Source organism: Janthinobacterium sp. PSPC3-1, from assembly GCF_049896105.1.
In the GTDB taxonomy this organism is placed as follows: Bacteria; Pseudomonadota; Gammaproteobacteria; order Burkholderiales; family Burkholderiaceae_D; genus Janthinobacterium.
In genome coordinates, this window is the sequence record NZ_JAFCTQ010000047.1 from 15608 (window position 1) to 38321 (window position 22714).

The window sequence follows — 22714 nt, forward strand, 5'->3', positions numbered from 1 at the left end:
AAGGCGTGCGGATTGCTGAGTAAAACTATGACGCGGCGAAGAACCAGGGTCAGGCGGGGACGCCGAGTCTCGTCGGGGGAATGCCTCCCAGTGGGAGGCATTCCGATTCCGAAGGAACTGACCCTGGCTTTACGCTAACTAATTACACGCGTGGCGGGTCCGTCTCGCGCGCATACGCACGCTGGCCAGCCAGCGCTTTCTTGAACGCCGCCACCGCCTTGGCATCGCCTGCGGCGGCGATGACGAGGGCCGGATCGGCACTGCCGTCCGGCAAGGTCAACGGCACGCCGGCCTTGTCGAGCAGGGTCTTGCCGGCGTCGATCACCAGCAGCGGCTTGCAGTGGCGGTATTGCAGGCGCACGAAGTCGAGCGCGTTGGCGTCCAGGCTCAGTTGCTGGGCCGCCGCTTCGCCATCGGGGATGACGACGCCGTCGAACAGCACCGCCGGCGCCGTTTCCAAAGTTACCTCGACGGCCAGCGGCGCGCCGGCCTTGGTATCGACCTGGCCCAGGGCGCTGCCCACCAGGCGCGGCACGGCGCCGTCCGCCAGCAGCGAGGCGTAGATGGCGCGCACCTGCGCCGCGTCGCTGCCCGGCCCCACCAGGATGGCCACGCGTTTGGTGTGGATGCCGGTCTTGCCAAGACGGAAGGTCAGCGACAAGGACGGCGCCGGCGCATAGTCCGGAATCGGCACCAGGTCCAGGGTCGGCATGGCCGGCGGCAAGGCCAGGCCAAGGCCATCGGCCACCTTCTGCGCCAGCGTTTCATCGACATTGCGCAGCATGGAGACGATGCGCTTGCGGATGGCCACGGTCTGCACCTTGCTCAGCTCGAAGCGGAAGGCGTTGGCGATATGGTCCTGCTCGGGCGGCGTCTGGCTGATGAAGAACAGGCGCGCCTGGCCATAATGCTCGGCAAATTTCTCGGGCTTGCCGCGCACCTTGTCGCCTTCGGTCGGCTGCGGAAAACTGTTGAAGCCGCGGCTGCCGGCCTGGTACGGCGCGCCGCCGGCCAGCGAGTTCGGCTCGTAGGCCACGCGGCCACGGTTGATGGCCTGGCGGTGGATGCCGTCGCGCTGGTTGTTATGCACGGGGGCAATTGCCGAGTTGATCGGGATCTCATGGAAATTGGCGCCACCGAGGCGGCTGATCTGCGTGTCCACATAGGAATGGATACGCCCTTGCAGCAGCGGATCGTTACTGAAATCGATGCCGGGCACGATGTGCGCGGTACAGAAAGCCACCTGCTCGGTTTCGGCAAAGAAATTGTCCGGGTTACGGTTGAGCACCATCTTGCCGACCGGCGTCAATGGGATCATTTCCTCGGGAATCAGCTTGGTCGGGTCCAGCACGTCGAATTCGAACGCTTCGGCCTGCTCTTCCGTGAAGACCTGGAATGCCAGTTCCCACTCGGGATATTCGCCGCATTCGATGGCTTCCCACAGGTCGCGGCGGTGGAAATCGGAGTCGGCGCCACTGATCTTGACGGCCTCGTCCCAGACCAGCGAATGCGTGCCGGCCGTCGGCGACCAGTGGAATTTACAGAACACGGACTGGCCTTCGGCATTGACCAGGCGGAAGGTATGCACGCCAAAGCCCTGCATGGTGCGGTAGCTGCGCGGTATGGCGCGGTCGGACATGGCCCACATCAGCATATGCGTAATTTCCGGCATCAGCGAGGCGAAATCCCAGAAGGTGTCATGCGCGCTGGCCGCCTGCGGAATGCCGTTGTGCGGCTCGGGCTTGACGGCATGCACCAGGTCGGGAAACTTCATCGCATCCTGGATAAAGAAGACGGGGATATTGTTGCCGACCAGATCCCAGTTGCCTTCGTCCGTATAGAACTTGACGGCAAAGCCGCGCACGTCGCGCGCCGTATCGGTCGAACCGCGTTCGCCGGCCACCGTGGAAAAGCGCACGAACACGGGCGTGCGCTTGCCGGCCTTGGCAAACAACGAGGCGCGCGTCAGATCGCTTTGTTCCTTGTAGCACTCGAAGTAGCCGTGGGCGGCCGAACCGCGCGCATGCACGACGCGCTCGGGGATACGCTCATGATCAAAGTGGGTGAGCTTTTCACGCAGGATGAAGTCTTCCATCAGGGTATGGCCGCGCAACCCCGCTTTGAGCGAATTCTGGTTGTCGCCCACCGGCACACCCTGGTTGGTGGTCAGCACGCGGCCGCTGTCGTCGGCACGCGCGCGGTCCAGCGGCGCGGTGCCGGCATTGGCGCCCAGCGCAGGCTGGCCATTGCCGGTTTTCGGCGAGGCCGTGGTTTCGCCGGTGGTGCTGCCGGTGGCGGCCGGGTCGCTGGCGTCCACATGCACGCCTTCTTCCGGACTGCGCGCCGCCTCGCCATACTGGCCGGCGACATTCGGATTGTCGGGCATGGCGTCGGCCAGAGCCTGGCTGGCAGCCACCTTGCGCAGCAGGGTGTCGGCCGCGTCATTGCTGCTGCCCAGGCTTTGCGGCGGCGTCGTGTCGGACGGGCCGCCCGAGCTGCTCAAGACGGAACCTGCGCCATCGACCGATGGGGCGTTTTGTTTGGTAGCCATATATCTCCTGTGGGTATTAGATAAAAGCAAAAATAATGAACAAGGCCAACAGTTTCACTGCGTACAAATCCTGTATTCAAAAACAATGGGCGCCGGACCGGTACGCCACTTGGGCAAACCGGGCCAGCGCCCACGGCAGACTGGTGTCTGACTGCGTCAGTTGTTATCTACGCCTTACTTGCGCGCACCGAGCAGTTTCGACAGGCCATAACCAGCTGCCAGGGCGACCAGCAGCGAAGTAGCGGGACGTTCGCGCACGTAGGTGCGGCCGGTTTCACCGGCGCGCTGGCAAGCGGCGCTCCACTCTTTGCCGCGTTCCATCAGTTTTTCCGATGCCGAGCTGACGGAATCGGTGACGGCGTTGATTTTTTCGCCGACCTGGTCAACGCCGCTGTGTACGCTGGCAGCGACTTTGTCGACCACCGGCTGGGCTTTGTCGGCCGCCTTGTCGACGGCGGCATGCACGTCCTTGCGGGCATCCTGGGCGGTGTTGTTGATGTCGTTGGCGGCTTTGTCGATTGCGTTTGCGTTCATGATGGTTTCCTTTTAATGATAAATAATCCCAACCATGCTCGATGCCTGACCGAATCATGATTTTCCTCGCCTCTATTCAAACAGAGGCAACTAAACGCTGCCGGGCTGATGCGTATCAACGTCATCAGCAGCGAGCTGTTGTTGCTACATTAAGGCCATCGGCTGCAGATGACCGTGCGCTGTCTCACCTAGCCTGAATGTTTGATGAATATGATGTATTTTTAAATAATCTTTATTTCATCGCTTGCATGCGGTGAAACGCATGTTTTCATGCAAAATTGAGGCCGGCAGGTGTGGACGCTGGCCGCCCTCTGGTCGATAATTGGATCATGACGATACCCCACCACCCTGCCTTGCGCCCCTCGCGCCGCGCCACGCTACTCGCGGCGGTCTTGCTGCTGCCCTGCACCGCCATGGCGCAGCCCAGCGCCGGGACACCATTGCGGCTTGTCACGGAAGACTACGCTCCCTACGCGTGGAAAAGCGACAGCGGCGCGCTGCGCGGCGTATCGACCGACATCGTCCGCGAGCTGATGCAGCGTGCGCAGGTTCCGGTGTCGGCGCCGGAGATATTGCCTTGGGCGCGGGCCTATTCGATTGCCCTGCGTACGCCTGATGCCTGCCTGTTCAGTACCGTGCGCAATCCGGCGCGCGAACGACAGTTTCGCTGGATCGGCCCCATTACCCAGCTGGAATGGGTATTTTTCGCGCGCGAGGACCTGGCGATCAAACTCACTGGCCTGGAGCAGGTGCGCGGCTATACCGTCGGCTCCTATCTCGGCAATGCGATGGTGGAAAAGTTGCGTGCAAAAGGCTTGCAGGTTGAAGAGGCCAGTGCCGACAGCGCCAATCCCAGGAAGTTGTTGCTGGGACGGATAGACCTGTGGGTGGTGGGCCGCATGTCAGGCTTGTATCAGATCCATAAACTCGGTCTGAGCGGCTTGAAGATGATCTACCGGATTGAAAGGGAACCGATGTATTTGGCATGCAATTTGGCAATGCCAAAAGAAGAAGCAAGCCGGCTCAGCGAGATACTGCGCCAAATGCGGCGAGACAAGGTGCTGGAAAGAATTCATGCAGCATACGGCTACCAGGAAGACGATAGCGATGTGCCGGTGAGGTAGTGGCCGCCTGCCTGGCAGCGATTCGGCCAGGCAGGCGGTGCTACAGGCGGCCAGCTTCTCGACGCCTCAGGCCCTGCGCCAGTGCGCATCGACCGAATACTTGCCCGCGCCGCTGACGGCAATCGTGCCGAAGACGATGATCAGCAGCCAGCCGAACTGGCCGTCGGCGATGCTCCAGTCCGGATGCACCAGCAGCATCGACACCAGCAGCAGGAACAGAAAGGGCAAGGTGGCCAGGCGCGTCAACAGGCCGGCGGCCACCAGCACCGGGCACACCAGTTCGGCGAACAGCGCGCAATACAGGGTCAGTGCGCGGCCCATGTGCAGCGGATCGTCGATATGCGCCAGCTCGTCGGAAAAATGCAGCAGCTTGGGCAGGCCGTGCACGTGCAGCACCAGCAGCGCGCCCGTCACGCGCGCGAACAGCAGGCCGGCGTCAGGCGTAAAAGGGCCGATCAGTCTTGCCGGCCAGGGGGATGGTTTCATCGTCTTGCTCCAGGAAAGGCGCCACGCGCCATGATTGTCCATCATAGGCAGCGGCCGCACGTCCTGCCCCTGCCAAAAGGCCAGCGCCGGGGGGTGAAAAAGCGCGCGGCGACTGGCCTTTTGGCAGGAGCTTTTCGCCTGGCGGCCCACTACACTGATTCACGCTGTGCAAAGTATCCCACCCCACTCAGAAGGAAACACCATGTCCAGGAAAATCGAAGCCGAAGAAATCACCTCGCGCCGCAAACTGTTGGTGAGCGTGGCTGGCGTTGCCGCCGGCGCAGGCCTGCTGGCCACCGGTGGCGCCGCTGCCGCCGCTGCCAAGCCTGCCGCCACCGCCGCCGCTGGCAAGACCGTCAACAGCATTACCGTCAAGGACGGCACCGTGATTCACTTCAAGGACTGGGGCACCGGCACGCCGGTGGTCTTCAGCCACGGCTGGCCTCTGCAGGGCGACGCCTGGGAAGACCAGATGATGTTCCTGGCCAGCCACGGCTACCGCGTGATCGCGCATGACCGCCGCGGCCACGGCCTGTCGAGCCAGCCTTGGCAGGGCAACAACATGGACACCTACGCCGACGACCTGGCCGCCCTGCTCGACGCGCTCGACATCAAGGGCGCGACCTTGGTCGGCCACTCGACCGGTGGCGGCGAAGTAGCCCATTACATCGGCCGCCATGGCGAAAAACGCGTGGCCAAGGCCGTGCTGGTGGGCGCCGTGCCACCGCAAATGGTGCAGTCGCCAAGCAATCCGGGTGGCCTGCCGATGTCGGTCTTCGACGGCATCCGCGCCAGCGTGCTGGCCGACCGTTCGCAATTCTTCAAGGACCTGTCGGGCCCGTTCTATGGCGCCAACCGCCCGGGCTCGAAAGTCACGCAAGGCCAGCGCGACACCTTCTGGCTGCAAGGCATGCAGTGCGGCATCAAGAACGCCTATGACTGCATCAAGGAATTCTCGGAAGTCGATTACACGGCCGACCTGAAGAAAATCACCGTGCCGACCCTGGTGGTGCACGGCAGCGACGACCAGATCGTGCCGATCGACGCCGCCGGCAAGGCGTCGGCCAAGATCATCAAGAACGCCAAGCTGATCATCTATGAAGGCGCGCCACACGGCCTGCCAACCACCCACAAGGATCGCCTGAACGAAGACCTGCTGGCCTTTATCAAGTCCTGATCATTGCTTGACCGCATCGCTGGCGGCCGCCGGCGATGCCATCTTGCGGCTGATATGCCGCAAAAACATCAACCTTTCCCCCATTCGTATAACCGCATTGCCGGCAAGTCCATGCATACTCGGTGTGATCGCGGCATCGGCCGCAACGACCGACAGGACCTTCACGATGAACGCCCATTCAGTCTGCCGCCGCAGCACCACCCCTGGCCACGCCTGACACCATGGCCAGCATCCTGTACCAGGCCGCGCCTCGCTCTGCCACTGCCAGCGCGCCCCAGGCCGAGCAGGCGCGCACGGCGCGCATCAATAGCATGGGCCAGTTCGCGGCCTCGATCGCGCATGAGGTGAACCAGCCGCTGGCCGCCATCGCCCTGAACGCCAGCGCCGCGCTGCGCTGGCTGGAGCAGGACCCGCCGCGCCTGGACCATGTGCGCGACGCGTTGTCGATTATCGCCAGCGCCGGCAACCACGCCAGCGCGATGATACGCAGCCTGCGCTGCCTGGCTTGCAAGAATAACGGCGCCCACGCCACCTTCCCAGCGGACGACCCCGCCAGGGAAGTGCTGCTGTTGCTGCACACCGAGCTGCAACAGCAGGGTATCGCCATCGACACACAACTGACCCTGGGCCAGCAGGCCGTGCGCGCGGACCGGGTGCAATTGCAGCAGGTGATCATGAACCTGGTGACGAATGCCGTCGACGCCATGCGCGCCAATGGCGAGCATCCGCGCATCCTGGTGCTGTCGTCGCGGCGCGATGGCGCCATGCTGCGGTTCAGCGTGACCGACAGCGGCGAAGGCGTCGCGCCCGAGGCGGCGGCGCGCATCTACGAGGCCCTGTATTCGACCCGGCCGGACGGCATGGGCCTGGGCCTGGCCATCTGCCGCGCCATCGTCGAAGCGCATGGTGGCCGCCTGTGGCACGAAGCGGCCAAGGGGCGCGGCGCCATCTTCCACTTTACCGTGCCGTCGCCCTGACCCCGCGCTGCACAGCGCCCGCAAGGGCGCACCCTGAAGGAAAGCACGACCATGCAAAACACAGACTACACCGAAGCGCCGGGCGATACTCCGATCTCCATCCTGATCGCCGACGACCATCCCTTGATCCTGGCGGGCCTGGCCTCGCTGATCAATTCCATGTCGGGCTTTCGCCTGCTGGGCCAGGCCTCCACCGGCCAGCAGGCGCTCGAGCTGTACCAGCGCCTGCGCCCCGACGTGGTGCTGATGGACCTGAACATGCCGGAAATGAACGGCGTGCAGGCGATCGAACATATCTGCGCCTTCGACGCCGACGCCCGCATCGTCATCCTGACCACCTACCAGGGCGAGGAAAACGTGCACCGCGGCCTGCGCGCCGGCGCGCGCGGCTACCTGCTCAAGGCCTCGGGCTTCAAGCAGCTGACCGACTGCATCACCACCGTGGCGGCCGGCAAGCAATACCTGCCGGCCGAACTGGCGGCCCAGCTGGCCGAGCGCATCGACGCCAACCGCCTGTCCAAGCGTGAACTCGACATCCTGCAGCATTTATCGGCCGGCAAGAGCAACAAGATGATCGCGCGCAGCGCCGGCATCGAGGTCGGCACGGTGAAATTTCACGTCAACAATATCCTGTCGAAACTCAACGTTTCCAGCCGCACCGAGGCGGCGACGGTGGCCTCGCAGCGGGGGTTGCTGGGGGCGTTTTAATCATCCAACCCAGAAGCAAAATCCGGGGTCAGCCCCCCTCCCCCGCCAGCGCAAGCCTCCGAGTTTGCGGCATTGAGGGTCTGACCCCGGCAGTGACGCCCTTGGGTTTAATCAAGCAATATCATCTTCCGCCTTGGCCTTGGCCACCACCACCGGCTTCGCCTCCACGCCACTGATCTTCGGCACGCACTCGCTGCGCAGCCACGATACGGTGATCTTCTCGCCCTCCATCAGGCGCTTGACGCTCGGCACGATCTGTTCGCCGATCAGCATGCCCAGCAAGCCGATCAGGGCAATCGCCGGTGGCGCCGGCGAGCGTACTTGCAACACGGCATAAATAATACCGACCAGCAGGCCGACGGCCAGCGAGATCACATACAGTTTCATGATTGAATCCTCTTGATAAAAAAAACCGCCGCGCACGGGATCGGGCGCGGCGGCAAAGACAGCGGGGGTATTGCTTGCAGGCTTACTTGTTGGCAGGAACCGGCGCCAGGGTGGTGTGCTCGGTGGTGGTGCGCTGTGCCGCCTTGTGCACCATGGTGTAGGCGTAGTCGACGCCCATGCCGTAGGCACCCGAGTGCTCCTTGACGATCTTCATGACGGCGTCATAGGTTTCCTTGTGCGCCCAGTCGCGCTGCCATTCCAGCAGCACTTGCTGCCAGGTCACCGGCACCACGCCGGCCTGGATCATGCGCTGCATGGCGTAGTCGTGCGCTTCTTTCGAGGTGCCGCCCGACGCATCGGCCACCATGTAGATTTCATAGTCGCCTTCCAGCATCGCGCACAGGGCGAAGCTGTTGTTGCACACTTCCGTCCACAGGCCCGAGACGACGACCTTTTTCTTGCCGTTGGCGGCCAGCGCGTCACGCACTTTCTGGTCGTCCCACGAGTTCATCGACGTGCGTTCCAGGATATCCTTGCCCGGGAACACGTCCAGCAGTTCCGGGTAGGTGTGGCCGGAAAAACTTTCGGTTTCGACGGTGGTGATAATGGTCGGAATGTTGAACACCTTGGCGGCTTTCGCCAGGCCCACGGTATTGTTTTTCAGCGCCTGGCGGTCCATCGACTGCACGCCGAAGGCCATTTGCGGCTGCTGGTCGATAAAGATGATCTGGCAGTTGTCGGGGGTAAGGACTTCGAGTTTAGGGTTGGTCATGATGGCATCCGTAATAAAAAATGTGGGGTGGGTTACTGCTGCCTATCGTATGCCTGGCCAGCCTTGCGCACCACTATCTAAAGTTATAGGCGGGCGATTTTTTCCACGCCGGGAAGCCGCTGCTGCAGCGTGGCAAGCCCTGATGTAAAATGCCTTTCACTCACTATTTATTGACGACTCTTGATCGATTTATCCTCCATGACGGCCAGCACGATGCACAGCGACAGCCAGGCGATACGCGTGTTGATTGCTGACGACCATCAATTGCTGCTCGACGGCATCGCCACCCTGCTGCAGTCCTTTCCGGGGGTGGAACTGGTGGGCCAGGCCGGCAATGGCCAGCAGGCGGTGCAGCAGTTCCTTGCGCTGCAGCCGGATGTGACCCTGATGGACCTGCAAATGCCGGTGATGACCGGTCTCGACGCGATCGCCGCCATCCGCGTGCAGCATCCCCGGGCGCGCATCATCGTGCTGACCACCTACAAGGGCGACACCCTGGTCGGGCGCGCCGTGCAGGCAGGCGCGTGCGGCTATCTGCTGAAAAGTTCGCTGCGCCATGAATTGCTGGCGGCAATACAGGCCGTGCATGCGGGCCGGCGCTATATTGCGCCCGAAGCCGAGGCCGAGATGGCGCGCTACGCCTGCGCCGACGTGCTGTCGAACCGCGAACTGGAAGTGCTGCGGCTGGTTGCGCAAGGCAATTCCAACCGCGAGACGGGCGCCCTGCTCTCGATCAAGGAAGAAACCGTCAAGGCTCACATGAGCACCATCCTGGCCAAGCTGGGCGCCAAGGACCGCACGCACGCGGTCACCATCGCGCTACGGCGCGGCATCCTCGATACCTGATCGGCTTCGGCGGCGCCAGCGCAGCTTCCAGCATTGCAGCCAATTGCGCGGCAGGCGCAAGCGCCAGTGGGTGCCGCCGCCTTCGCGCTCGATCAACTCCAGCCTGGCGCCGATTGCCGCGGCGCGCTCGCGCATGCCGGGCAGGCCCCAGTGGCCCGCCACCTGTCCGCCCGCCGCCAGCGCCGGCGGCAAGCCGGTGCCATCGTCGCGCACATCGACCTGCGCCATGCCGCGCGCATGGCGCACCTCCAGCTCCACCAGCGCGGCGCGCGCATGCACAAAGGCATTGCGCAGCGCTTCGCCGGCGATGCGGCCGATCTCGTGGCGAGTGGCCGCCGGCAGCGCGCTTGCCGTACCGTTTTCAAGATAGTGGAAGGCGACGCCATGCAGCGCGGCCAGGCGCTCGCCCTCGCGCCGCAGGGCCGCCGGCCACGGCTCACCGTCAGCGTCGCCGCTGCGCAATTCCTGCACATGGTCGCGCCCTTCGGCCAGCATGCGGTCGGCCGCGTCGAGCGCGCGCAGCATGCCGCCCCTGGCCGGTTCGTGCGCCGGCAAGGCCATGCTGGCATTATGAAAATGCAGGATCACCGCTTGCGTGCCCTGCAATAACGTGTCGTGCAATTCCCTCGCAATGCGTTCGCGTTCGGCCTGCTGCGCCTCCAGCCGCGCCCGCAGCAGCGCGCCATGGCGGCGCACGCGCCAGCGAAACGCCGCATGCAGCGCCGCCAGCAAGGCCAGCGCACACAGTGTGCGGAACCACCAGGTCTGGTAGAACGCGGGCAGCACCCGGAACGCCCGTTCCGCCACAGGGCTGGCCACGCCGTCGCCATTGAACGCGAGCACCTTGAAACGATAACTGCCCGGGCCCAGGCCCGTGTATTGCGCCTGGCGCCGGCTGCCCGCACTGTGCCAGTGGCGGTCATAGCCGTCGAGCAGATAATGAAATTGCAGCCGCGACGGCGTGCCCAGGCTGCTGGCGTTGTACGTCAATTGCAGGTCGCGCGTGCCGGCCGGCAGGTGCTCATGGCCGGCGTCCAGCGCCACGCCATCCACCGACAGCGGGCCGATCTCCACGCGCGGCGCCGGCAAGGTGGCCGGTGGCTGGCGCGGGTCGATCCAGAAAGTCACGCTCTGGCGCGAAAACCAGAGCTTGCCATCGCTCGCTTCGGCGATCGACTGGCTGTGCAGCATGCCGAGCTTGCCCGCCACGCCATCGGTGGCGTCGTACACGCGCGTGCGCATGCGGTAGGACGGATCGCGCAGCGCCCGCGCCACTTCGCTGGCCGCCACCTGCACGGCGCCGTTGGCCGTGTTGAGCCACAGGCTGCCGTCGCGCGCCCGCAAGATCCCCACCACGCCCTCGAAGGCGGCTGCGTCCAGGCCATGCAACATGACAAACCGGCCGGCGCGCCACAGCGCCACGCCATGTTCGCCGGCCGCCCACACCTGGCCGGCATCGTCAAAGAAGGCGGGGACTTTGCCGATTTGCCCCTCGTAACGGTGCAGCGTGCCCTTGTCCAGCATCGCCACGCTGCCGTCGGCATACGACAGCCACACGCGGCCGGCCGTGTCCGCCAGCAGCGTCAGTGGCGAGCTCAGTTTGCCATCGAGCAGCGGTTCGCGCCGCCATGCGCCATCGCGGTAGTGAAACAGGCCGCCGCTGCTGAAAATAACCCAGATGCCGCCGTCCGGCGCCAGGGCGATGGCGCGCGTGCGCCCGATCGCCCGCGCCTGCGGCGGATAGGCGACGCGGCGCAGCACGCGCCCGCTGTCCGTGTCGAGCAGTTGCAGCTCGCTGGACAGGCTGAGCCACAGGCCACCGGGCGCCGCCATCATGTTCGATACCGGCGGCAGCGCGAAGGAGCGCACCCTGGCGCCGTCTGGCCGCACCAGCATCAGCGTCGATGACGGCTGTATCCGCGACAGCCACATGGCGCCGTCCGTCCCGGCCAGCACCTGCTGGGCGCGAAAGACTTCGGGCTGGCCCGGCCCGGCGCCCCCGCGCAGGGGCACCGCCGCGCCCTGGCGAAAACGGTCCAGCCCTGCGGCGGTGGCGACCCAGAGATTGCCTTCATTGTCGTCGCACAGACTGCCGATCAGCTCATTGCCGAGGCCATCTTTCGGCAGGAACGATTCGGTGTCGCCGCTGATGCCCAGCGCGCCGGGCGCCAGCGTGCCGCTGCTGCGCGTGCGGTGCAGGCCATGCTGGCTGTCGAACCACAGGGTGCCCTGGCGGTCGACCAGCATGCTGCCGCTGGTGCCGCTGGTATCGCGGTAGATCCACGGGTGGGTGATTTGTTCGTATTGCGCCAGCGAGTCGATGATGCGGATGCCGCGCAGTTCCAGAAGATAGAGGCGCCCGTCCGGTCCCTGCTGCGGCGGCGCGCGCAGGTCCAGCTTGCCGATGGGCGGCGCGAAGCGGCGTTCTTCCGGGCGCCACAGGAACAGCCCCTGTTCGGAAAACACGCCCAGTTGGCCATCGCGGCCGGCAAACACGGCCGAAGCCTTTTGCGCCGTAAAGCCCTGCCCCGGGCCCATCATCTGCCAGCGCGCACCGTCGAAGCGCGCCACGCCGCTGGCGCCGGCGGCCCACACGGCGCCCGCGCCATCGATGGCAAAACCCCAGATGGTGCCGGCGCGCAGGCCCTGCGCCTCGCCGTAATTGGTCACCCCGCCATCCCTGACATGGCTGATGCCGCCCACCTGCCAGCCGACCCACATGCCGCCGTCGCGCGCGCGGCTGATGGCCAGCACCACCGTATCGGGGAAGCGCCCTTGGCGCACGGCCAGGGGTTCGAAACGCAAGCCGTCGAAACGGATCAGGCCCGCATGGGTGCCGAGCCACAAAAAACCGTCATGGCCCTGGGCCATGACGGTGATGTCGTCCGGTGCGCCGTCCCTGGCGGTCCAGCTGCTGTGCTGCAACTGATGAATACCGCGCGCGGCATCGATCGCCAGCCCGAACGGACTGGCCAGCATCAGGGTCAAGCACAGCAGGAACAAACGCATGGCCGCGCACCTTACATGGTCAAGCCGCCGGCAAGGCCGGGCGCACGCTGCGTTGCACCAGGATCACGGCGCCCAGCACGATCAGGGGCACGGCCAGCGCGATAAAGCCGTAGGCCAGATAGGCAAACGCGGCGGCGATCGCGCCGATGGCAAACGCCGCCAACGGCCACAGGGTTTTCACGCAGCGCGCGCTGGTGGAGGCGTCGGCCGCGCCGCGCAGCACGTCGACCGTGTCGAGCACGATCTGGGTGACGTTACCGGTCATCATCGAGGTCGGCGCCAGATGCGCCAGCAGCAGGCGGCTGGTGGCGCTGTGCACACCCATCGCGGCCGTGCCCAGCAGGCCGGCGATCATCGCCATGTCGCTGACGTCCTTGCCGATCGGCTCGGCCAGGCAGCCGAAGACCATGAAGGCGGCCAGCAGCACCCATTGCAGGATCAGCGCCAGGGTGAGCGACGGGCCGCCGCGGCGGTCGATCGCCAGCACCATCAGGCGCGTGACGGCCACGCCGATGACAAAAGCGGGAAAAGCGAGGAATTTGAGCAGAATCGAGACGCGCGACGGGTCGGCCAGGGCCGCGCCGATCAGCACGAAGTTGCCCGTGACGTGGGCGGTAAACAGGCCGAACAGGGCGATAAAGCCCAGCGTGTCGACGTAGCCGGCCAAAAAGCCCAGGCTGGCGCCGAACAGGCGGCTGTGTGGTGGTTGATCCATGGTGATAACTCCCTGCATTCTGACATACTGTGAAAAACGCGGCGGCCGGCAAGGCCGCTGCGGCATGCCTGCATGGTAAAACAGGCGGCGCGCCGGCACACCACCCATTAGTCCAGTTCCTGCCGCCTTACTGATCTTTTGGCCCGTGCAAAAGCCGCGCTGCGCTACTACACTGGGTAACGAGATTATCGCCTGCCGCGCCTGTATTGCGCGCGGATCCGCCCCTCTTTACCTACCATGGAGCTGCACCATGACCGCACAAACTATCCCGTCCACCGGCGCGCCGTCGAAAGAAGCCCCGCTGATCCTGTTCAACGGCTGCTTCCATACGGTCGACAAGAGCTGCCCGCAAGCGAGCGCCGTGGCGATTGCCGACGGCAAGTTCCTGGCCGTCGGCGACGTCGATGAAGTCATGCGCCACCGCACGCCCGACAGCCGCGTGATCGACCTGAATGGCCGCACCGTGATTCCGGGCCTGAACGACTCGCACCTGCACCTGATCCGCGGCGGCTTGAACTACAACCTGGAACTGCGCTGGGAAGGCGTGCCCTCGCTGGCCGACGCGCTGCGCATGCTGAAGGAGCAGGCGCTGCGCACGCCGAACCCGCAATGGGTGCGCGTGGTGGGCGGCTGGAACGAATTCCAGTTCGCCGAAAAACGCATGCCGACGCTGGAAGAAATCAATGCGGCCGCGCCCGACACCCCGGTCTTCATTTTGCACCTGTACGACCGCGCCCTGCTCAACCGCGCCGCCTTGCGCGTGGTCGGCTACGACAAGAACACGCCGAACCCGCCGGGCGGCGAAATCGTGCGCGACGCCTCCGGCAACCCGACCGGCATGCTGATCGCCCGCCCGAACGCGATGATACTGTACGCCACGCTGGCCAAGGGCCCGACCCTGCCGCGCGAACTGCAGGTGAACTCCACGCGCCAGTTCATGCGCGAACTGAACCGCCTGGGCCTGACCAGCGCCATCGACGCCGGCGGCGGCTTCCAGAACTACCCTGAAGATTACGCCGTGGTCGACCAGTTGGCCAAGGATAATCAGCTGACCATCCGCATCGCCTACAACCTGTTCACGCAGAACAAGGGCCGCGAACTGGAAGATTTTCAGAAGTGGACCGAGATGGTCACGCCGGGCCAGGGCGACGATTACTACCGCCACAACGGCGCCGGCGAAATGCTGGTGTTCTCGGCGGCCGACTTCGAAGACTTCCTGGAGCCGCGCCCCGACCTGGCGCCCGGCATGGACGACGAGCTGGAAAAAGTCGTGCGCCATCTGGTCAGCAAACGCTGGCCGTTCCGCCTGCACGCCACCTACGACGAGTCGATCGACCGCATGCTGACCGTGTTTGAAAAGGTCAACCGCGAGATTCCATTCGACGGCCTGACCTGGATGTTCGACCACTGCGAAACCATCACGCCGCGTAATATCGACCGCGTCAAGGCGCTGGGCGGCGGCATCGCGATCCAGCACCGCATGGCCTTCCAGGGCGAATATTTCGTCGACCGCTACGGCGCGGAAGCGGCCAAGCTGACGCCACCGATCCAGCGCATGCTGCAGTCGGGCGTGCCGGTCGGCGCCGGTACCGACGCCACCCGCGTGGCCAGCTACAACCCGTGGACGGCGCTGTACTGGCTGGTGTCGGGGCGCACCGTGGGCGGCCTGCGGCTGTACGACGCGGGGTCGCGTTTGTCGCGCGACACGGCGCTGGAACTGTGGACCACCGGCAGCGCCTGGTTCTCGAACGAGAAGGACAAAAAAGGCCGCATCCAGGAAGGCATGCTGGCCGACCTGGCGGTACTGAGCGCGGACTTCTTCAGCATCGACGAAGAAGCGATCAAGTCGATCGAATCCGTGCTGACCATCGTCGGCGGCAAGATCGTCTACGGCCAGTCCGAATTCACGACCCTGGCGCCGCCAGCGATTCCCGTACTGCCGGACTGGTCGCCGGTGAAAAACGTGGCCGGCCACTACCGCAACGCACCGCCGCAAAAGACCAGCGTGCTGCAGCAGCACCAGTGCCAGGGCGCTTGCGGCGTGCACGCCCACGCGCACGACGTGGCGCGCAAGAGTTCCGTGCCCGTCTCCAGCCATTCGGGCTTCTGGGGCGCGCTGGGCTGCAGCTGCTTTGCCTTCTAAGGCCCGCCGCATGATGCGCATGTATCTGCTCGCCGCCGGCGCGCTGGCGGTGGCTTTCCCGGCCGCCGCACAGCAAAATGTTCAGCTGTATGGCCGCCTGAACGTCGGCATCGAAGCGCTGCACTCGTCCGGCACCGGCGACAATGTACAGCGGCTGTCCAACAACCGTTCGGTGCTCGGTTTTCGCGGCACGGAAGACCTGGGCGGCGGCTGGCAGGCGCTGTTCCAGGTCGAGGGCACGCTGTCGCCCGACACCGGCGCGGGCAGCATTGCCGCGCGCGATACCCGCGTCGGCATCCAGGGACCGTGGGGCACGCTGTTTGGCGGCAACTGGACCCTGCCCTACAACAGCGCCACCTCCGCGCTCGATCCGTTCTATCCCACCACGGCCGGCTACATGAGCCTGATGGGCAACGGCTCGGCGCCGACCGAAAGCAATACCAGCAACACGTATTCCTTCGACCGGCGCCAGCAGAACAGCGTGCATTACTGGACGCCCACCTGGGCCGGCTGGTCGCTGCGGGTGGCGCGCGGCATGGGCGAGGAACGCCCGGCCAGCGGCGCGCGGCCGTCATTGATGTCCGCCGCCCTGCTGTACGACAGCGGCGCGTGGTATGCCACCCTGGCGCATGAAGACCATCACGACTACCAGGGGCGGGGCTTGAGCGACCGTGGCAGCAAGCTGGCCCTGGCCTGGCGCGTCGACAGCGCCACGCAGCTGGCGGCAGCGGTGGAAAGCCTGCGCTATGAAACGGCGACGGGAGACCTGCGCCGGCGCACGGTGTATGTCTCGGCCACGCGCCAGTTCGGCCGCCACGGCCTGCGCTTCGGCCTGGCACATGCGCAAAGCGCCAGCGGCAGCGCGGTCGATACCATCGGCACCGTGCGCGCGGGGCCGGGCACCGGCGCCACCCACGCCACAGTCGGCTACGACTACCTGCTGTCGAAACGCAGCAGCCTGTTCGCCTACTACACGCGGCTCGACAACGGCCGCAACGGCGTGGCCGACTTTGCCATCAACAGTTTGGGCAGCGCAGCAGATACGCCGGGGGCCACCCTGTCGGGGGTGGTGCTGGGCATGCGGCACAATTTCTGAGCCGGGTCAGTCCCAGCAGACCGACAACACGCTGTAGCCCGTTGACGGCTCGGCAGCATTGCCCGGCTTGCCATATGGCCAGCCGGGAATCACGCCGTCGGCTTCCATGCCGGCGATCCAGCGCTCGACTTCTTCCTGGCTGGCGGACGTAAAAATGTGCACGTTTTCCGCCGGCGGAAAGCGTTTCGCGGCCACGTCCGCCTCGTCATAATCGCACCAGTCCTGGTGCAGGCCGACCAGCACTTTTTCCACCTCCGGCCTGGCCGCGATCTCGCGGAACATCGCATACAGCTGCGCGATCGGCGGGCGGCCATAGCCCCACTGGTTCGGCGCGATCGACTCTTCATCGGCATTGCCGGCAAAGTAGAGATCGAGATCGACCACGGGCGGCGTATCGCCATCGTCGTCAGGCAGCGAAGTCAAGTACTGGTGGAGGTTGTGGGGCATGGGCGTGGCTCCGTTCAGGGTAAAGGACAAGGCAATATTCTAGCGCGCAGGCGCTGTGTGGATTCACCACAAATTTAGTTAGGACTCTTTACTTATTATTTTGCCGTGCTATGATTCCTCCATGGACATCACACCTGAAACCCCTTGGGACAGCACTCCGGACATCTCGGCCCGCATTATCGCCGCGATCAGCCGCGTCTCGAGCGTGTTGCGGGCCGGCATGTGGGAGTTTGCCACGGCCGAGCATCTCAATCCCACCCAGGCCGAGATATTGCAGTTGCTCAGCGACCGCACCGAAGGCGTGCGCCTGTCGTGGCTGGCGGCGCAGCTGTCCGTGTCGGCGGCCAGCGCCAGCGATTCGGTCACCGCGCTGGTGAGTAAAGGCCTGGTGCGCAAGGCGCGTGCTCCGGACGACGGCCGCGCCAGCGCCTTGTGGCTGACAGATCAAGGTAAGGAACTGGTGACGCGCATGGGTTCGGCGCTGGGCTTTGCCGACGACGCCGCCGCCGCGCTGGAAGCGCAGGTGCAGGGCCAGTTGCTGGTGGGCCTGTTCAAGCTGATCGCGCAGCTGCAACAGAGCGAACGTTTTCCCGCCCTGCGCGCCTGCCTGTCATGCCGTTATTTTGAAGCGAACAAGTTTCCCGGCCAGCCCACGCCGCACCATTGCGCGCTGGTCAAGGCGCCGCTGCCGATCACGTTCCTACGCATCGATTGCGCCGAGCACCAGCCAACCGATGCGGCCACCGAGCGGCGCAACTGGGAAATTTTTGCCTGATTTTTTTTGAGCATTATATTTAGGACTCCTATTGAAAAGGAAGGGCGGCCAGCCTTTTCATGTTTCTCACGGCCCATTGAAAGGAATGACCATGTCCCGTATCGACCTCGTTACCATTGAGAACGCCAGCGCCGCGGCGCAACCCGTGCTGGCGCACATCCACGCCGCCTTTGGCGCCACGCCGAACATGTTCCGCGCCGTCGCCAATTCCCCGGCGGCGCTGGCCAGCATGTGGGGCGCGTTTGGCGCCTTGGGCGGCGGCACCTTGGGCGCCAAGCTGGGAGAACAGATCGCCGTGGCCATCGCCGACCAGAACGACTGCCACTACTGCCTGGCTGCCCATACGGCGCTGGGCCGCAAGGCGGGCGCCTCCAGCGAAGAGATGGCTGCGGCCCAGGCCGGCCAGTCGCACGACCCGAAAACCGCCGCCGCATTGCACTTTGCCGTCACGGTGGTGCGCCAGCGCGCCAAGATCACGGCGGCCGATGTCGACGCCCTGCGCGCGGCCGGCTTTGACGACGCCGGGATCATGGAAATCATGGCCCATGTGGCGCTGAATCTGTTCACCAATTATGTGAATGTGGCGTTCGACGTGCCGCTCGATTTCCCGCACATCAAGCTGCGCGCCAAATGAGCGCCGGGACCTTGAGCAGCATCAGCGCCGCGCCCGAATTCGAGGTCGCGGCCTGGCTCAACGCCAAGGGTCCCGTCAGCCTTGCCGCCCTGCGCGGCAAGGTGGTGGCGGTGTACGCCTTCCAGATGCTGTGCCCCGGCTGCGTGTCGCACGGCTTGCCGCAAGCGAAGCGCTTGCGCCAGGCGTTTGCCCGCGACGAGGTGGAAGTGCTGGGCCTGCACTCGGTATTCGAGCACCATGCGGTGATGACGTCGGCGGCGCTGCAGGTCTTCCTGCATGAATACCGGATCGATTTTCCGGTCGCCATCGATCAGCCATCGCCAACGGGACCTGTGCCACTGACCATGGCAAACTACCGGCTGCGCGGCACGCCCACCTTGCTGCTGTTCGACCGTCACGGCGTGCTGCGCCACAGCCTGTTCGGCATGGTCGACGACATGCAGGCCGGCGCCTTGGTGGCCCGGCTGGTGGCCGAAACGCCGGCAATTTCAACTGCGTCAAACTGCGACGATGGCGCTTGCCTCATTACAAAGGAATCGGCATGAAATGCATCGCCCTGTACCACGTGCGCTTCGAAGACCTGGGCGCCTTTGCCCAGCCCCTGGCGACGGCCGGCTACGATATCGGCTACCGCCATGCGGGCGCCGCGCCCTTGACCATCGAGGAGTGGCGCGACACGGACCTGATCGTGATCCTTGGCGGCCCGATCGGCGTGGCTGACGTGGCCAGCTATCCGTGGCTGGCCGCCGAAATCGACGGCATCGCCCTGCGCCTGGCACACCGTCAGCCCACCCTGGGCATCTGCCTGGGCGCGCAACTGATGGCCGTCGCGCTGGGCGGCCAGGTGCTTGCCAGCGGCGCCATGGAAATCGGCTGGTCGCCATTGGCCATCGCGCCCGGCGCCGGTTCTTTGGAACACCTGCGCGGCGTGCCGGTGCTGCACTGGCATGGCGACAATATCGTGCCCGGCGCCGCCCTGCTGGCCGAGGCGCATACCGGGCCCACGCCCTGCCAGGCGTTTCGCATCGGTACCCATGCGCTGGGCCTGCAGTGTCACGTGGAATTCGATCCGGCCATGCTGGAAGAGTGGCTGACGGGTCACGCGGTGGAACTGCGGCTGGCCGGCATCGACCTGGCGCAGCTGCGCGCCGACACGCGCCGGCACGGCCCACGCCTGGTGCAAGCGGGACAAGCCGTGCTGCAAGACTGGCTACGCGAGCTGGCGACATGAGCGTGATCGACACGCTGTTTACCGGCCGCGCGGCGCCACTGGCGCGCGACGGTTATCCGCCTGTCGCCAGCGGTATCGTCAAGACGGCGCAGAGTAGCCCCTTGTGGCTGTCGAGGAATGGCCTGGCCGGCGATGAACAGGGCGATGCGGTGTATCACGGCGGCCCTGAAAAAGCCGTGCACCATTACGCCGCCGAACACTACGCCTGGTGGCAATCGTGTCACCACGACAGCCCAGTGGCGCTGGTGGCGGGCGCGTTTGGCGAGAACGTGTCGACGCACGGCATGACGGAAGCGAACGTGCACATCGGTGACATATACCGCGCGGGCACGGCCATCGTGCAGGTGTCGCAGGGCCGCCAGCCCTGCTGGAAACTGAACCGGTTATTGCGCACGGACGGCGCCGCGCTGGCGATGCAAATGTCTGGCGCCACCGGCTGGTATTACCGCGTGCTGCAGGAAGGCTGGCTGGCGCCCGGCGACCGCTTCGACCTGCTGGAACGGCCCTGCCCCGGCTGGCCGCTGCGGCGCTTGATCGCGGCGCTGTTCCCGGTCGATCCGCAGGCGCCAGGGCTGGCGCAGGAGTGGCAAGAGGCGGCGGCCATCGACGCATTGACGGCCAACTGGCGCGCCACGTTTGCGCGCCGCGTGCAGACGGGCGCGCTGGAGGACTGGTCGCGCCGGCTGGTCGAACCCGCCCACCACACGGCGACGCCACGGCAGCCGACTCGGAACTGATGGCGCATGGCCAGGCGGTGCGCAATCAATTGGGCATCACCAGCGCCACGGCGCCACGTCGGCGCCAGCGAGCAGCGATACGGACGACACGCCGTGCGCCGTGCCCCACACCTGCTGGCCGGCCGTCAGCTGCACGGCATGGTCCGCGGACTTGGCCGTCACATTGTCCACCCGCACCCTGCCCAGCTCGACGGCGACGCGCACCTGTTCATGGTGCGCGGCATCCGGCGCATGGCGCACGGCAAAGCGCGCGCCAGTCACAGTGGCGCGCAGTGGCCCGGCCCTTACCTGGAAAGGACGAGTGGCATCGTCCTCGACGGAAAACAGGGCTTGCCCATCGAACAGCGTCACTTCACGGCGATACGGGTAGTAACGCACTTCGAGCCGGGTGGCGCCATCGAGCCACAGCCGGCTGCCATCGTCCAGCTGCACCTCGGACTGCTCGCCGCGCGCGGTGCTGCAGGTTTTTACCATCAGCGGCTGCGCCAGCCAATGGCTCCAGGCCCGCGCACCCATGGCGCACGCCAGCACGGCGCCCGCCGCAATGGCCAGCACCGGCCACAGTCTGCGGGATGCCGCGATGCGCGGGCGCTCAATGTCGGGAGAGATGCTCATGGAATCGCTTGCCTGGATAAAGTCGGAGACTAGTTGTTCATGACGTCCTGGCCGCCCTGGCTTGCGTCAGCACGGTCAGGAAGGCCTCATTGAAAGCCGGGATATCGTCCGGCTTGCGGCTGGTGACCAGATTACCATCAACCACGACTTTCTCGTCGCGCCACACGGCGCCGGCGTTGCGCAAGTCGGCCTGCAAACTTGGCCAGCTGGTCATCTGCTTGCCCTTGACAGCTTCGGCGTCGATCAGGGTCCAGGGACCGTGGCAGATCGCCGCAATCGGTTTGCCCGCATCGGCAAATTCCTTGACGAACGCCACCGACACCGGGTCGATGCGCAGTTCATCGGGATTGGCCACGCCGCCCGGCAGCAGCAGCGCATCATAATCTCGCGCCTGCGCTTCGGCCACGGTCAGGTCGATATCAAACGAATCGCCCACATCCTTGTGATGCATGCCGACCACCTGCTTGCCCTTGGCCTTGGGCGAGACGATGGTGATCACCGCGCCATGCTCCTGCAGGAAATCGCGCGGTCCCGTGAATTCGACCTGTTCAAAGCCGTCCGTCATCAATACCGCGATACGCTTGGCGTCGAGGGGGGTGTCTGGTAGGTTTGCTGCCATGGTGAGCTCCTTTGCTGGTGGGCATGCGCGAAATGGCATGCCATGAAGGATTACCTTAACCGGTGGTGGGGCATGCGTATGTGGGCGCACGCACCTAGTCCCGGCTTTTCGTGGACAGCCGCGTGTGGCGCGGGTACAGTCTTCCTGAGCGAGAGGAAACCATCATGAAGCAGGCAGCGCCAGCGCGCCAGGACTGGGTCCGGTGCGCCGAACCGGTAGAAGGCATGACACGCATCGAAGCGTGGTTCAGCGGCAAAGCCTATGCCATGCACCGCCACGACACCTACGCCATCGGCCGCACGCTGGCCGGCGTGCAGCGGTTCAGCTACCGGCGCAGCCAGCGCAACAGCCTGCCCGGCAATACCATGGTGCTGCACCCCGACGAGGCGCACGATGGCCAGGCCGGCACCATGGAGGGCTTTCGTTACCGCATGGTGTATATCGAACCGGCGCTGTTCCAGGACGTGCTGGGCGGACGTGCCCTACCCTTTCTCGAAGGCGGCATTTCGACCGATCCGCGCCTGGCCGTGGCGACCGCCGCCCTGCTGCCGCAGGCCGGCCAGCTGCTTGAACCGCTGGAACAGGGCGAGGCGCTGGCCGAACTGGCACATGCGCTGGCGCTGGTTTCCGGCACGCCCGCGCAACGGGAAAAAGGCGACTACCTTGCGGCGCGCCGCGCACGCGATTACCTGCAGGCGCACTGCACGCGCGCCGTCACATTGGGCGAACTGGAAGCGGCCACCGGGCGCGATCGCTGGAGCCTGTCGCATGACTTTCGCGTGTTTTATGGCACCAGCCCTTACCGCTACCTGACCATGCGCCGCCTCGATCTGGTGCGCAGCCTGCTGCTGGCCGGCGGCACGCTGGCCCACGCCGCCACGGCCGCCGGCTTTGCCGACCAGAGCCACATGAACCGGCACTTCCTGAAAACCTATGGATTGACGCCGGGGCGCTGGCTGCGCTTTGCCGGCAGACTTTAAAAGGCTATGTCACCATCAAATGTGGGAATGTACCCAAGGTGGCCCTGAGCAAGCTTTCGGGGGACAAGATTCTTCTGGCGTCCAGTATCCAGCGCCAGCCCAGGTAGTTGGGCAGATAGCGCGTCGCGACGCCATGAAAGGCGCGCAGCCA

General features: G+C 65.3%; 24 protein-coding genes and 1 pseudogene. 13 read left to right on the top strand and 12 right to left on the bottom strand.

From position 1 onward, the window contains the following. Positions 1–142: 142 nt before the first annotated feature. Positions 143–2551, bottom strand: coding sequence for a catalase (locus ACP7B7_RS28340; RefSeq protein ID WP_426078931.1), 2409 nt, complete (start codon positions 2549–2551; stop codon positions 143–145). 174 nt (positions 2552–2725) lie between these two features. Then, a complete protein-coding gene (locus ACP7B7_RS28345) occupies positions 2726–3085 on the bottom strand; it encodes a hypothetical protein (RefSeq protein WP_308924707.1) in 360 nt (119 codons plus the stop codon). 329 nt (positions 3086–3414) lie between these two features. Between ACP7B7_RS28345 and ACP7B7_RS28350 the strand changes: the two genes are divergently transcribed. Next, the gene (locus ACP7B7_RS28350; protein ID WP_426078932.1) at positions 3415–4209 is read left to right on the top strand and encodes a substrate-binding periplasmic protein; all 795 of its coding nucleotides are present in this window, start codon (positions 3415–3417) and stop codon (positions 4207–4209) included. A gap of 66 nt (positions 4210–4275) precedes the next feature. Here ACP7B7_RS28350 and ACP7B7_RS28355 read toward each other — a convergent pair whose 3' ends face one another. Continuing rightward, positions 4276–4695: a DoxX family protein gene (locus ACP7B7_RS28355; protein WP_426078933.1), complete on the bottom strand. Its 420-nt coding sequence runs from the start codon at positions 4693–4695 to the stop codon at positions 4276–4278. 202 nt (positions 4696–4897) lie between these two features. On the opposite strand from ACP7B7_RS28355, the gene ACP7B7_RS28360 reads away from it, so the two are divergent. Continuing rightward, positions 4898–5872, top strand: a complete 975-nt coding sequence (locus ACP7B7_RS28360; protein WP_426078934.1) for an alpha/beta fold hydrolase — start codon at positions 4898–4900, stop codon at positions 5870–5872. On the opposite strand, the gene ACP7B7_RS28365 is transcribed toward ACP7B7_RS28360, so the two are convergent. Beyond that, positions 5873–6037, bottom strand: a complete 165-nt coding sequence (locus ACP7B7_RS28365) for a hypothetical protein (RefSeq protein ID WP_426078935.1) — start codon at positions 6035–6037, stop codon at positions 5873–5875. 56 nt (positions 6038–6093) lie between these two features. Between ACP7B7_RS28365 and ACP7B7_RS28370 the strand changes: the two genes are divergently transcribed. Together ACP7B7_RS28370 and ACP7B7_RS28375 are read left to right on the top strand one after the other, a co-directional pair. Beyond that, positions 6094–6849: a sensor histidine kinase gene (locus ACP7B7_RS28370; RefSeq protein ID WP_426078936.1), complete on the top strand. Its 756-nt coding sequence runs from the start codon at positions 6094–6096 to the stop codon at positions 6847–6849. A gap of 51 nt (positions 6850–6900) precedes the next feature. Next, positions 6901–7557 (top strand): response regulator transcription factor, encoded by a 657-nt coding sequence (locus ACP7B7_RS28375; RefSeq protein WP_308924696.1) that lies wholly within the window; start codon positions 6901–6903, stop codon positions 7555–7557. A gap of 111 nt (positions 7558–7668) precedes the next feature. On the opposite strand, the gene ACP7B7_RS28380 is transcribed toward ACP7B7_RS28375, so the two are convergent. Then, on the bottom strand, positions 7669–7944 hold the full coding sequence (locus ACP7B7_RS28380; RefSeq protein WP_426078937.1) for a XapX domain-containing protein: 276 nt from the start codon (positions 7942–7944) through the stop codon (positions 7669–7671). 82 nt (positions 7945–8026) lie between these two features. Next, a complete protein-coding gene (locus tag ACP7B7_RS28385; protein ID WP_065307589.1) occupies positions 8027–8716 on the bottom strand; it encodes a hydrolase in 690 nt (229 codons plus the stop codon). 180 nt (positions 8717–8896) lie between these two features. Between ACP7B7_RS28385 and ACP7B7_RS28390 the strand changes: the two genes are divergently transcribed. Then, positions 8897–9562: a response regulator transcription factor gene (locus ACP7B7_RS28390; RefSeq protein WP_308924694.1), complete on the top strand. Its 666-nt coding sequence runs from the start codon at positions 8897–8899 to the stop codon at positions 9560–9562. Here the strand turns inward: ACP7B7_RS28390 and ACP7B7_RS28395 are convergent. Continuing rightward, complete coding sequence (locus tag ACP7B7_RS28395) at positions 9536–12571, bottom strand: sensor histidine kinase (protein ID WP_308924693.1); 3036 nt, start codon at positions 12569–12571, stop codon at positions 9536–9538. The two genes, ACP7B7_RS28390 and ACP7B7_RS28395, sit on opposite strands and share 27 nt — an antisense overlap. A gap of 19 nt (positions 12572–12590) precedes the next feature. Beyond that, positions 12591–13286, bottom strand: coding sequence for a YoaK family protein (locus ACP7B7_RS28400; RefSeq protein ID WP_308924692.1), 696 nt, complete (start codon positions 13284–13286; stop codon positions 12591–12593). A 250-nt stretch (positions 13287–13536) separates the two neighbouring features. Here ACP7B7_RS28400 and ACP7B7_RS28405 point away from each other — a divergent pair, with 250 nt between their 5' ends. Both ACP7B7_RS28405 and ACP7B7_RS28410 read left to right on the top strand, forming a co-directional pair. Beyond that, positions 13537–15429 (top strand): amidohydrolase, encoded by a 1893-nt coding sequence (locus ACP7B7_RS28405; RefSeq protein ID WP_308924691.1) that lies wholly within the window; start codon positions 13537–13539, stop codon positions 15427–15429. Between the two features lie 10 nt (positions 15430–15439). After that, complete coding sequence (locus ACP7B7_RS28410) at positions 15440–16525, top strand: porin (RefSeq protein WP_308924690.1); 1086 nt, start codon at positions 15440–15442, stop codon at positions 16523–16525. Positions 16526–16531: 6 nt separating this feature from the next. On the opposite strand, the gene ACP7B7_RS28415 is transcribed toward ACP7B7_RS28410, so the two are convergent. Then, complete coding sequence (locus tag ACP7B7_RS28415) at positions 16532–16972, bottom strand: hypothetical protein (RefSeq protein WP_308924689.1); 441 nt, start codon at positions 16970–16972, stop codon at positions 16532–16534. Positions 16973–17093: 121 nt separating this feature from the next. Here ACP7B7_RS28415 and ACP7B7_RS28420 point away from each other — a divergent pair, with 121 nt between their 5' ends. The 5 genes from ACP7B7_RS28420 (at position 17094) to ACP7B7_RS28440 (ending at position 20349) form a co-directional block, all read left to right on the top strand. After that, positions 17094–17747 (top strand): MarR family winged helix-turn-helix transcriptional regulator, encoded by a 654-nt coding sequence (locus ACP7B7_RS28420; protein ID WP_308924688.1) that lies wholly within the window; start codon positions 17094–17096, stop codon positions 17745–17747. A 91-nt stretch (positions 17748–17838) separates the two neighbouring features. Continuing rightward, a complete protein-coding gene (locus tag ACP7B7_RS28425) occupies positions 17839–18381 on the top strand; it encodes a carboxymuconolactone decarboxylase family protein (RefSeq protein ID WP_308924687.1) in 543 nt (180 codons plus the stop codon). Then, the gene (locus ACP7B7_RS28430; RefSeq protein ID WP_374694255.1) at positions 18378–18926 is read left to right on the top strand and encodes a peroxiredoxin family protein; all 549 of its coding nucleotides are present in this window, start codon (positions 18378–18380) and stop codon (positions 18924–18926) included. Before ACP7B7_RS28425 ends, ACP7B7_RS28430 begins: the two co-directional genes overlap by 4 nt. Next, positions 18923–19612: a glutamine amidotransferase gene (locus tag ACP7B7_RS28435; protein ID WP_426078938.1), complete on the top strand. Its 690-nt coding sequence runs from the start codon at positions 18923–18925 to the stop codon at positions 19610–19612. Before ACP7B7_RS28430 ends, ACP7B7_RS28435 begins: the two co-directional genes overlap by 4 nt. Next, a complete protein-coding gene (locus tag ACP7B7_RS28440) occupies positions 19609–20349 on the top strand; it encodes an MOSC domain-containing protein (RefSeq protein WP_426078939.1) in 741 nt (246 codons plus the stop codon). Before ACP7B7_RS28435 ends, ACP7B7_RS28440 begins: the two co-directional genes overlap by 4 nt. Before the next feature lie 36 nt (positions 20350–20385). On the opposite strand, the gene ACP7B7_RS28445 is transcribed toward ACP7B7_RS28440, so the two are convergent. Next, entirely contained in the window at positions 20386–20964 is a 579-nt protein-coding gene (locus tag ACP7B7_RS28445) for a FecR family protein (RefSeq protein WP_308924683.1), read from the bottom strand. Between the two features lie 37 nt (positions 20965–21001). Continuing rightward, on the bottom strand, positions 21002–21583 hold the full coding sequence (locus ACP7B7_RS28450) for a type 1 glutamine amidotransferase domain-containing protein (RefSeq protein WP_426078940.1): 582 nt from the start codon (positions 21581–21583) through the stop codon (positions 21002–21004). A gap of 164 nt (positions 21584–21747) precedes the next feature. Between ACP7B7_RS28450 and ACP7B7_RS28455 the strand changes: the two genes are divergently transcribed. Then, positions 21748–22563 carry an AraC family transcriptional regulator gene (locus ACP7B7_RS28455; protein WP_308924681.1) on the top strand — a complete coding sequence of 272 codons (816 nt, stop codon included), beginning with the start codon at positions 21748–21750 and terminating at the stop codon, positions 22561–22563. A 4-nt stretch (positions 22564–22567) separates the two neighbouring features. Here ACP7B7_RS28455 and ACP7B7_RS28460 read toward each other — a convergent pair. After that, positions 22568–22714: pseudogene (locus ACP7B7_RS28460) on the bottom strand (IS1595-like element ISJsp4 family transposase); the annotation flags it as partial.

What these genes read in the sequence shown, in the direction of transcription:
- ACP7B7_RS28375 (WP_308924696.1), top strand. Translation starts at nt 6,901, where the DNA reads ATGCAAAACACAGACTACACCGAAGCGCCGGGCGATACTCCGATCTCC.
- ACP7B7_RS28355 (WP_426078933.1), bottom strand. Translation starts at nt 4,695, where the DNA reads ATGAAACCATCCCCCTGGCCGGCAAGACTGATCGGCCCTTTTACGCCT.
- ACP7B7_RS28435 (WP_426078938.1), top strand. Translation starts at nt 18,923, where the DNA reads ATGAAATGCATCGCCCTGTACCACGTGCGCTTCGAAGACCTGGGCGCC.
- ACP7B7_RS28340 (WP_426078931.1), bottom strand. Translation starts at nt 2,551, where the DNA reads ATGGCTACCAAACAAAACGCCCCATCGGTCGATGGCGCAGGTTCCGTC.
- ACP7B7_RS28415 (WP_308924689.1), bottom strand. Translation starts at nt 16,972, where the DNA reads ATGCCCCACAACCTCCACCAGTACTTGACTTCGCTGCCTGACGACGAT.
- ACP7B7_RS28360 (WP_426078934.1), top strand. Translation starts at nt 4,898, where the DNA reads ATGTCCAGGAAAATCGAAGCCGAAGAAATCACCTCGCGCCGCAAACTG.
- ACP7B7_RS28410 (WP_308924690.1), top strand. Translation starts at nt 15,440, where the DNA reads ATGATGCGCATGTATCTGCTCGCCGCCGGCGCGCTGGCGGTGGCTTTC.
- ACP7B7_RS28400 (WP_308924692.1), bottom strand. Translation starts at nt 13,286, where the DNA reads ATGGATCAACCACCACACAGCCGCCTGTTCGGCGCCAGCCTGGGCTTT.
- ACP7B7_RS28380 (WP_426078937.1), bottom strand. Translation starts at nt 7,944, where the DNA reads ATGAAACTGTATGTGATCTCGCTGGCCGTCGGCCTGCTGGTCGGTATT.
- ACP7B7_RS28430 (WP_374694255.1), top strand. Translation starts at nt 18,378, where the DNA reads ATGAGCGCCGGGACCTTGAGCAGCATCAGCGCCGCGCCCGAATTCGAG.
- ACP7B7_RS28440 (WP_426078939.1), top strand. Translation starts at nt 19,609, where the DNA reads ATGAGCGTGATCGACACGCTGTTTACCGGCCGCGCGGCGCCACTGGCG.
- ACP7B7_RS28425 (WP_308924687.1), top strand. Translation starts at nt 17,839, where the DNA reads ATGTCCCGTATCGACCTCGTTACCATTGAGAACGCCAGCGCCGCGGCG.
- ACP7B7_RS28385 (WP_065307589.1), bottom strand. Translation starts at nt 8,716, where the DNA reads ATGACCAACCCTAAACTCGAAGTCCTTACCCCCGACAACTGCCAGATC.
- ACP7B7_RS28405 (WP_308924691.1), top strand. Translation starts at nt 13,537, where the DNA reads ATGACCGCACAAACTATCCCGTCCACCGGCGCGCCGTCGAAAGAAGCC.
- ACP7B7_RS28395 (WP_308924693.1), bottom strand. Translation starts at nt 12,571, where the DNA reads ATGCGTTTGTTCCTGCTGTGCTTGACCCTGATGCTGGCCAGTCCGTTC.
- ACP7B7_RS28370 (WP_426078936.1), top strand. Translation starts at nt 6,094, where the DNA reads ATGGCCAGCATCCTGTACCAGGCCGCGCCTCGCTCTGCCACTGCCAGC.
- ACP7B7_RS28345 (WP_308924707.1), bottom strand. Translation starts at nt 3,085, where the DNA reads ATGAACGCAAACGCAATCGACAAAGCCGCCAACGACATCAACAACACC.
- ACP7B7_RS28450 (WP_426078940.1), bottom strand. Translation starts at nt 21,583, where the DNA reads ATGGCAGCAAACCTACCAGACACCCCCCTCGACGCCAAGCGTATCGCG.
- ACP7B7_RS28445 (WP_308924683.1), bottom strand. Translation starts at nt 20,964, where the DNA reads ATGAGCATCTCTCCCGACATTGAGCGCCCGCGCATCGCGGCATCCCGC.
- ACP7B7_RS28350 (WP_426078932.1), top strand. Translation starts at nt 3,415, where the DNA reads ATGACGATACCCCACCACCCTGCCTTGCGCCCCTCGCGCCGCGCCACG.
- ACP7B7_RS28455 (WP_308924681.1), top strand. Translation starts at nt 21,748, where the DNA reads ATGAAGCAGGCAGCGCCAGCGCGCCAGGACTGGGTCCGGTGCGCCGAA.
- ACP7B7_RS28420 (WP_308924688.1), top strand. Translation starts at nt 17,094, where the DNA reads ATGGACATCACACCTGAAACCCCTTGGGACAGCACTCCGGACATCTCG.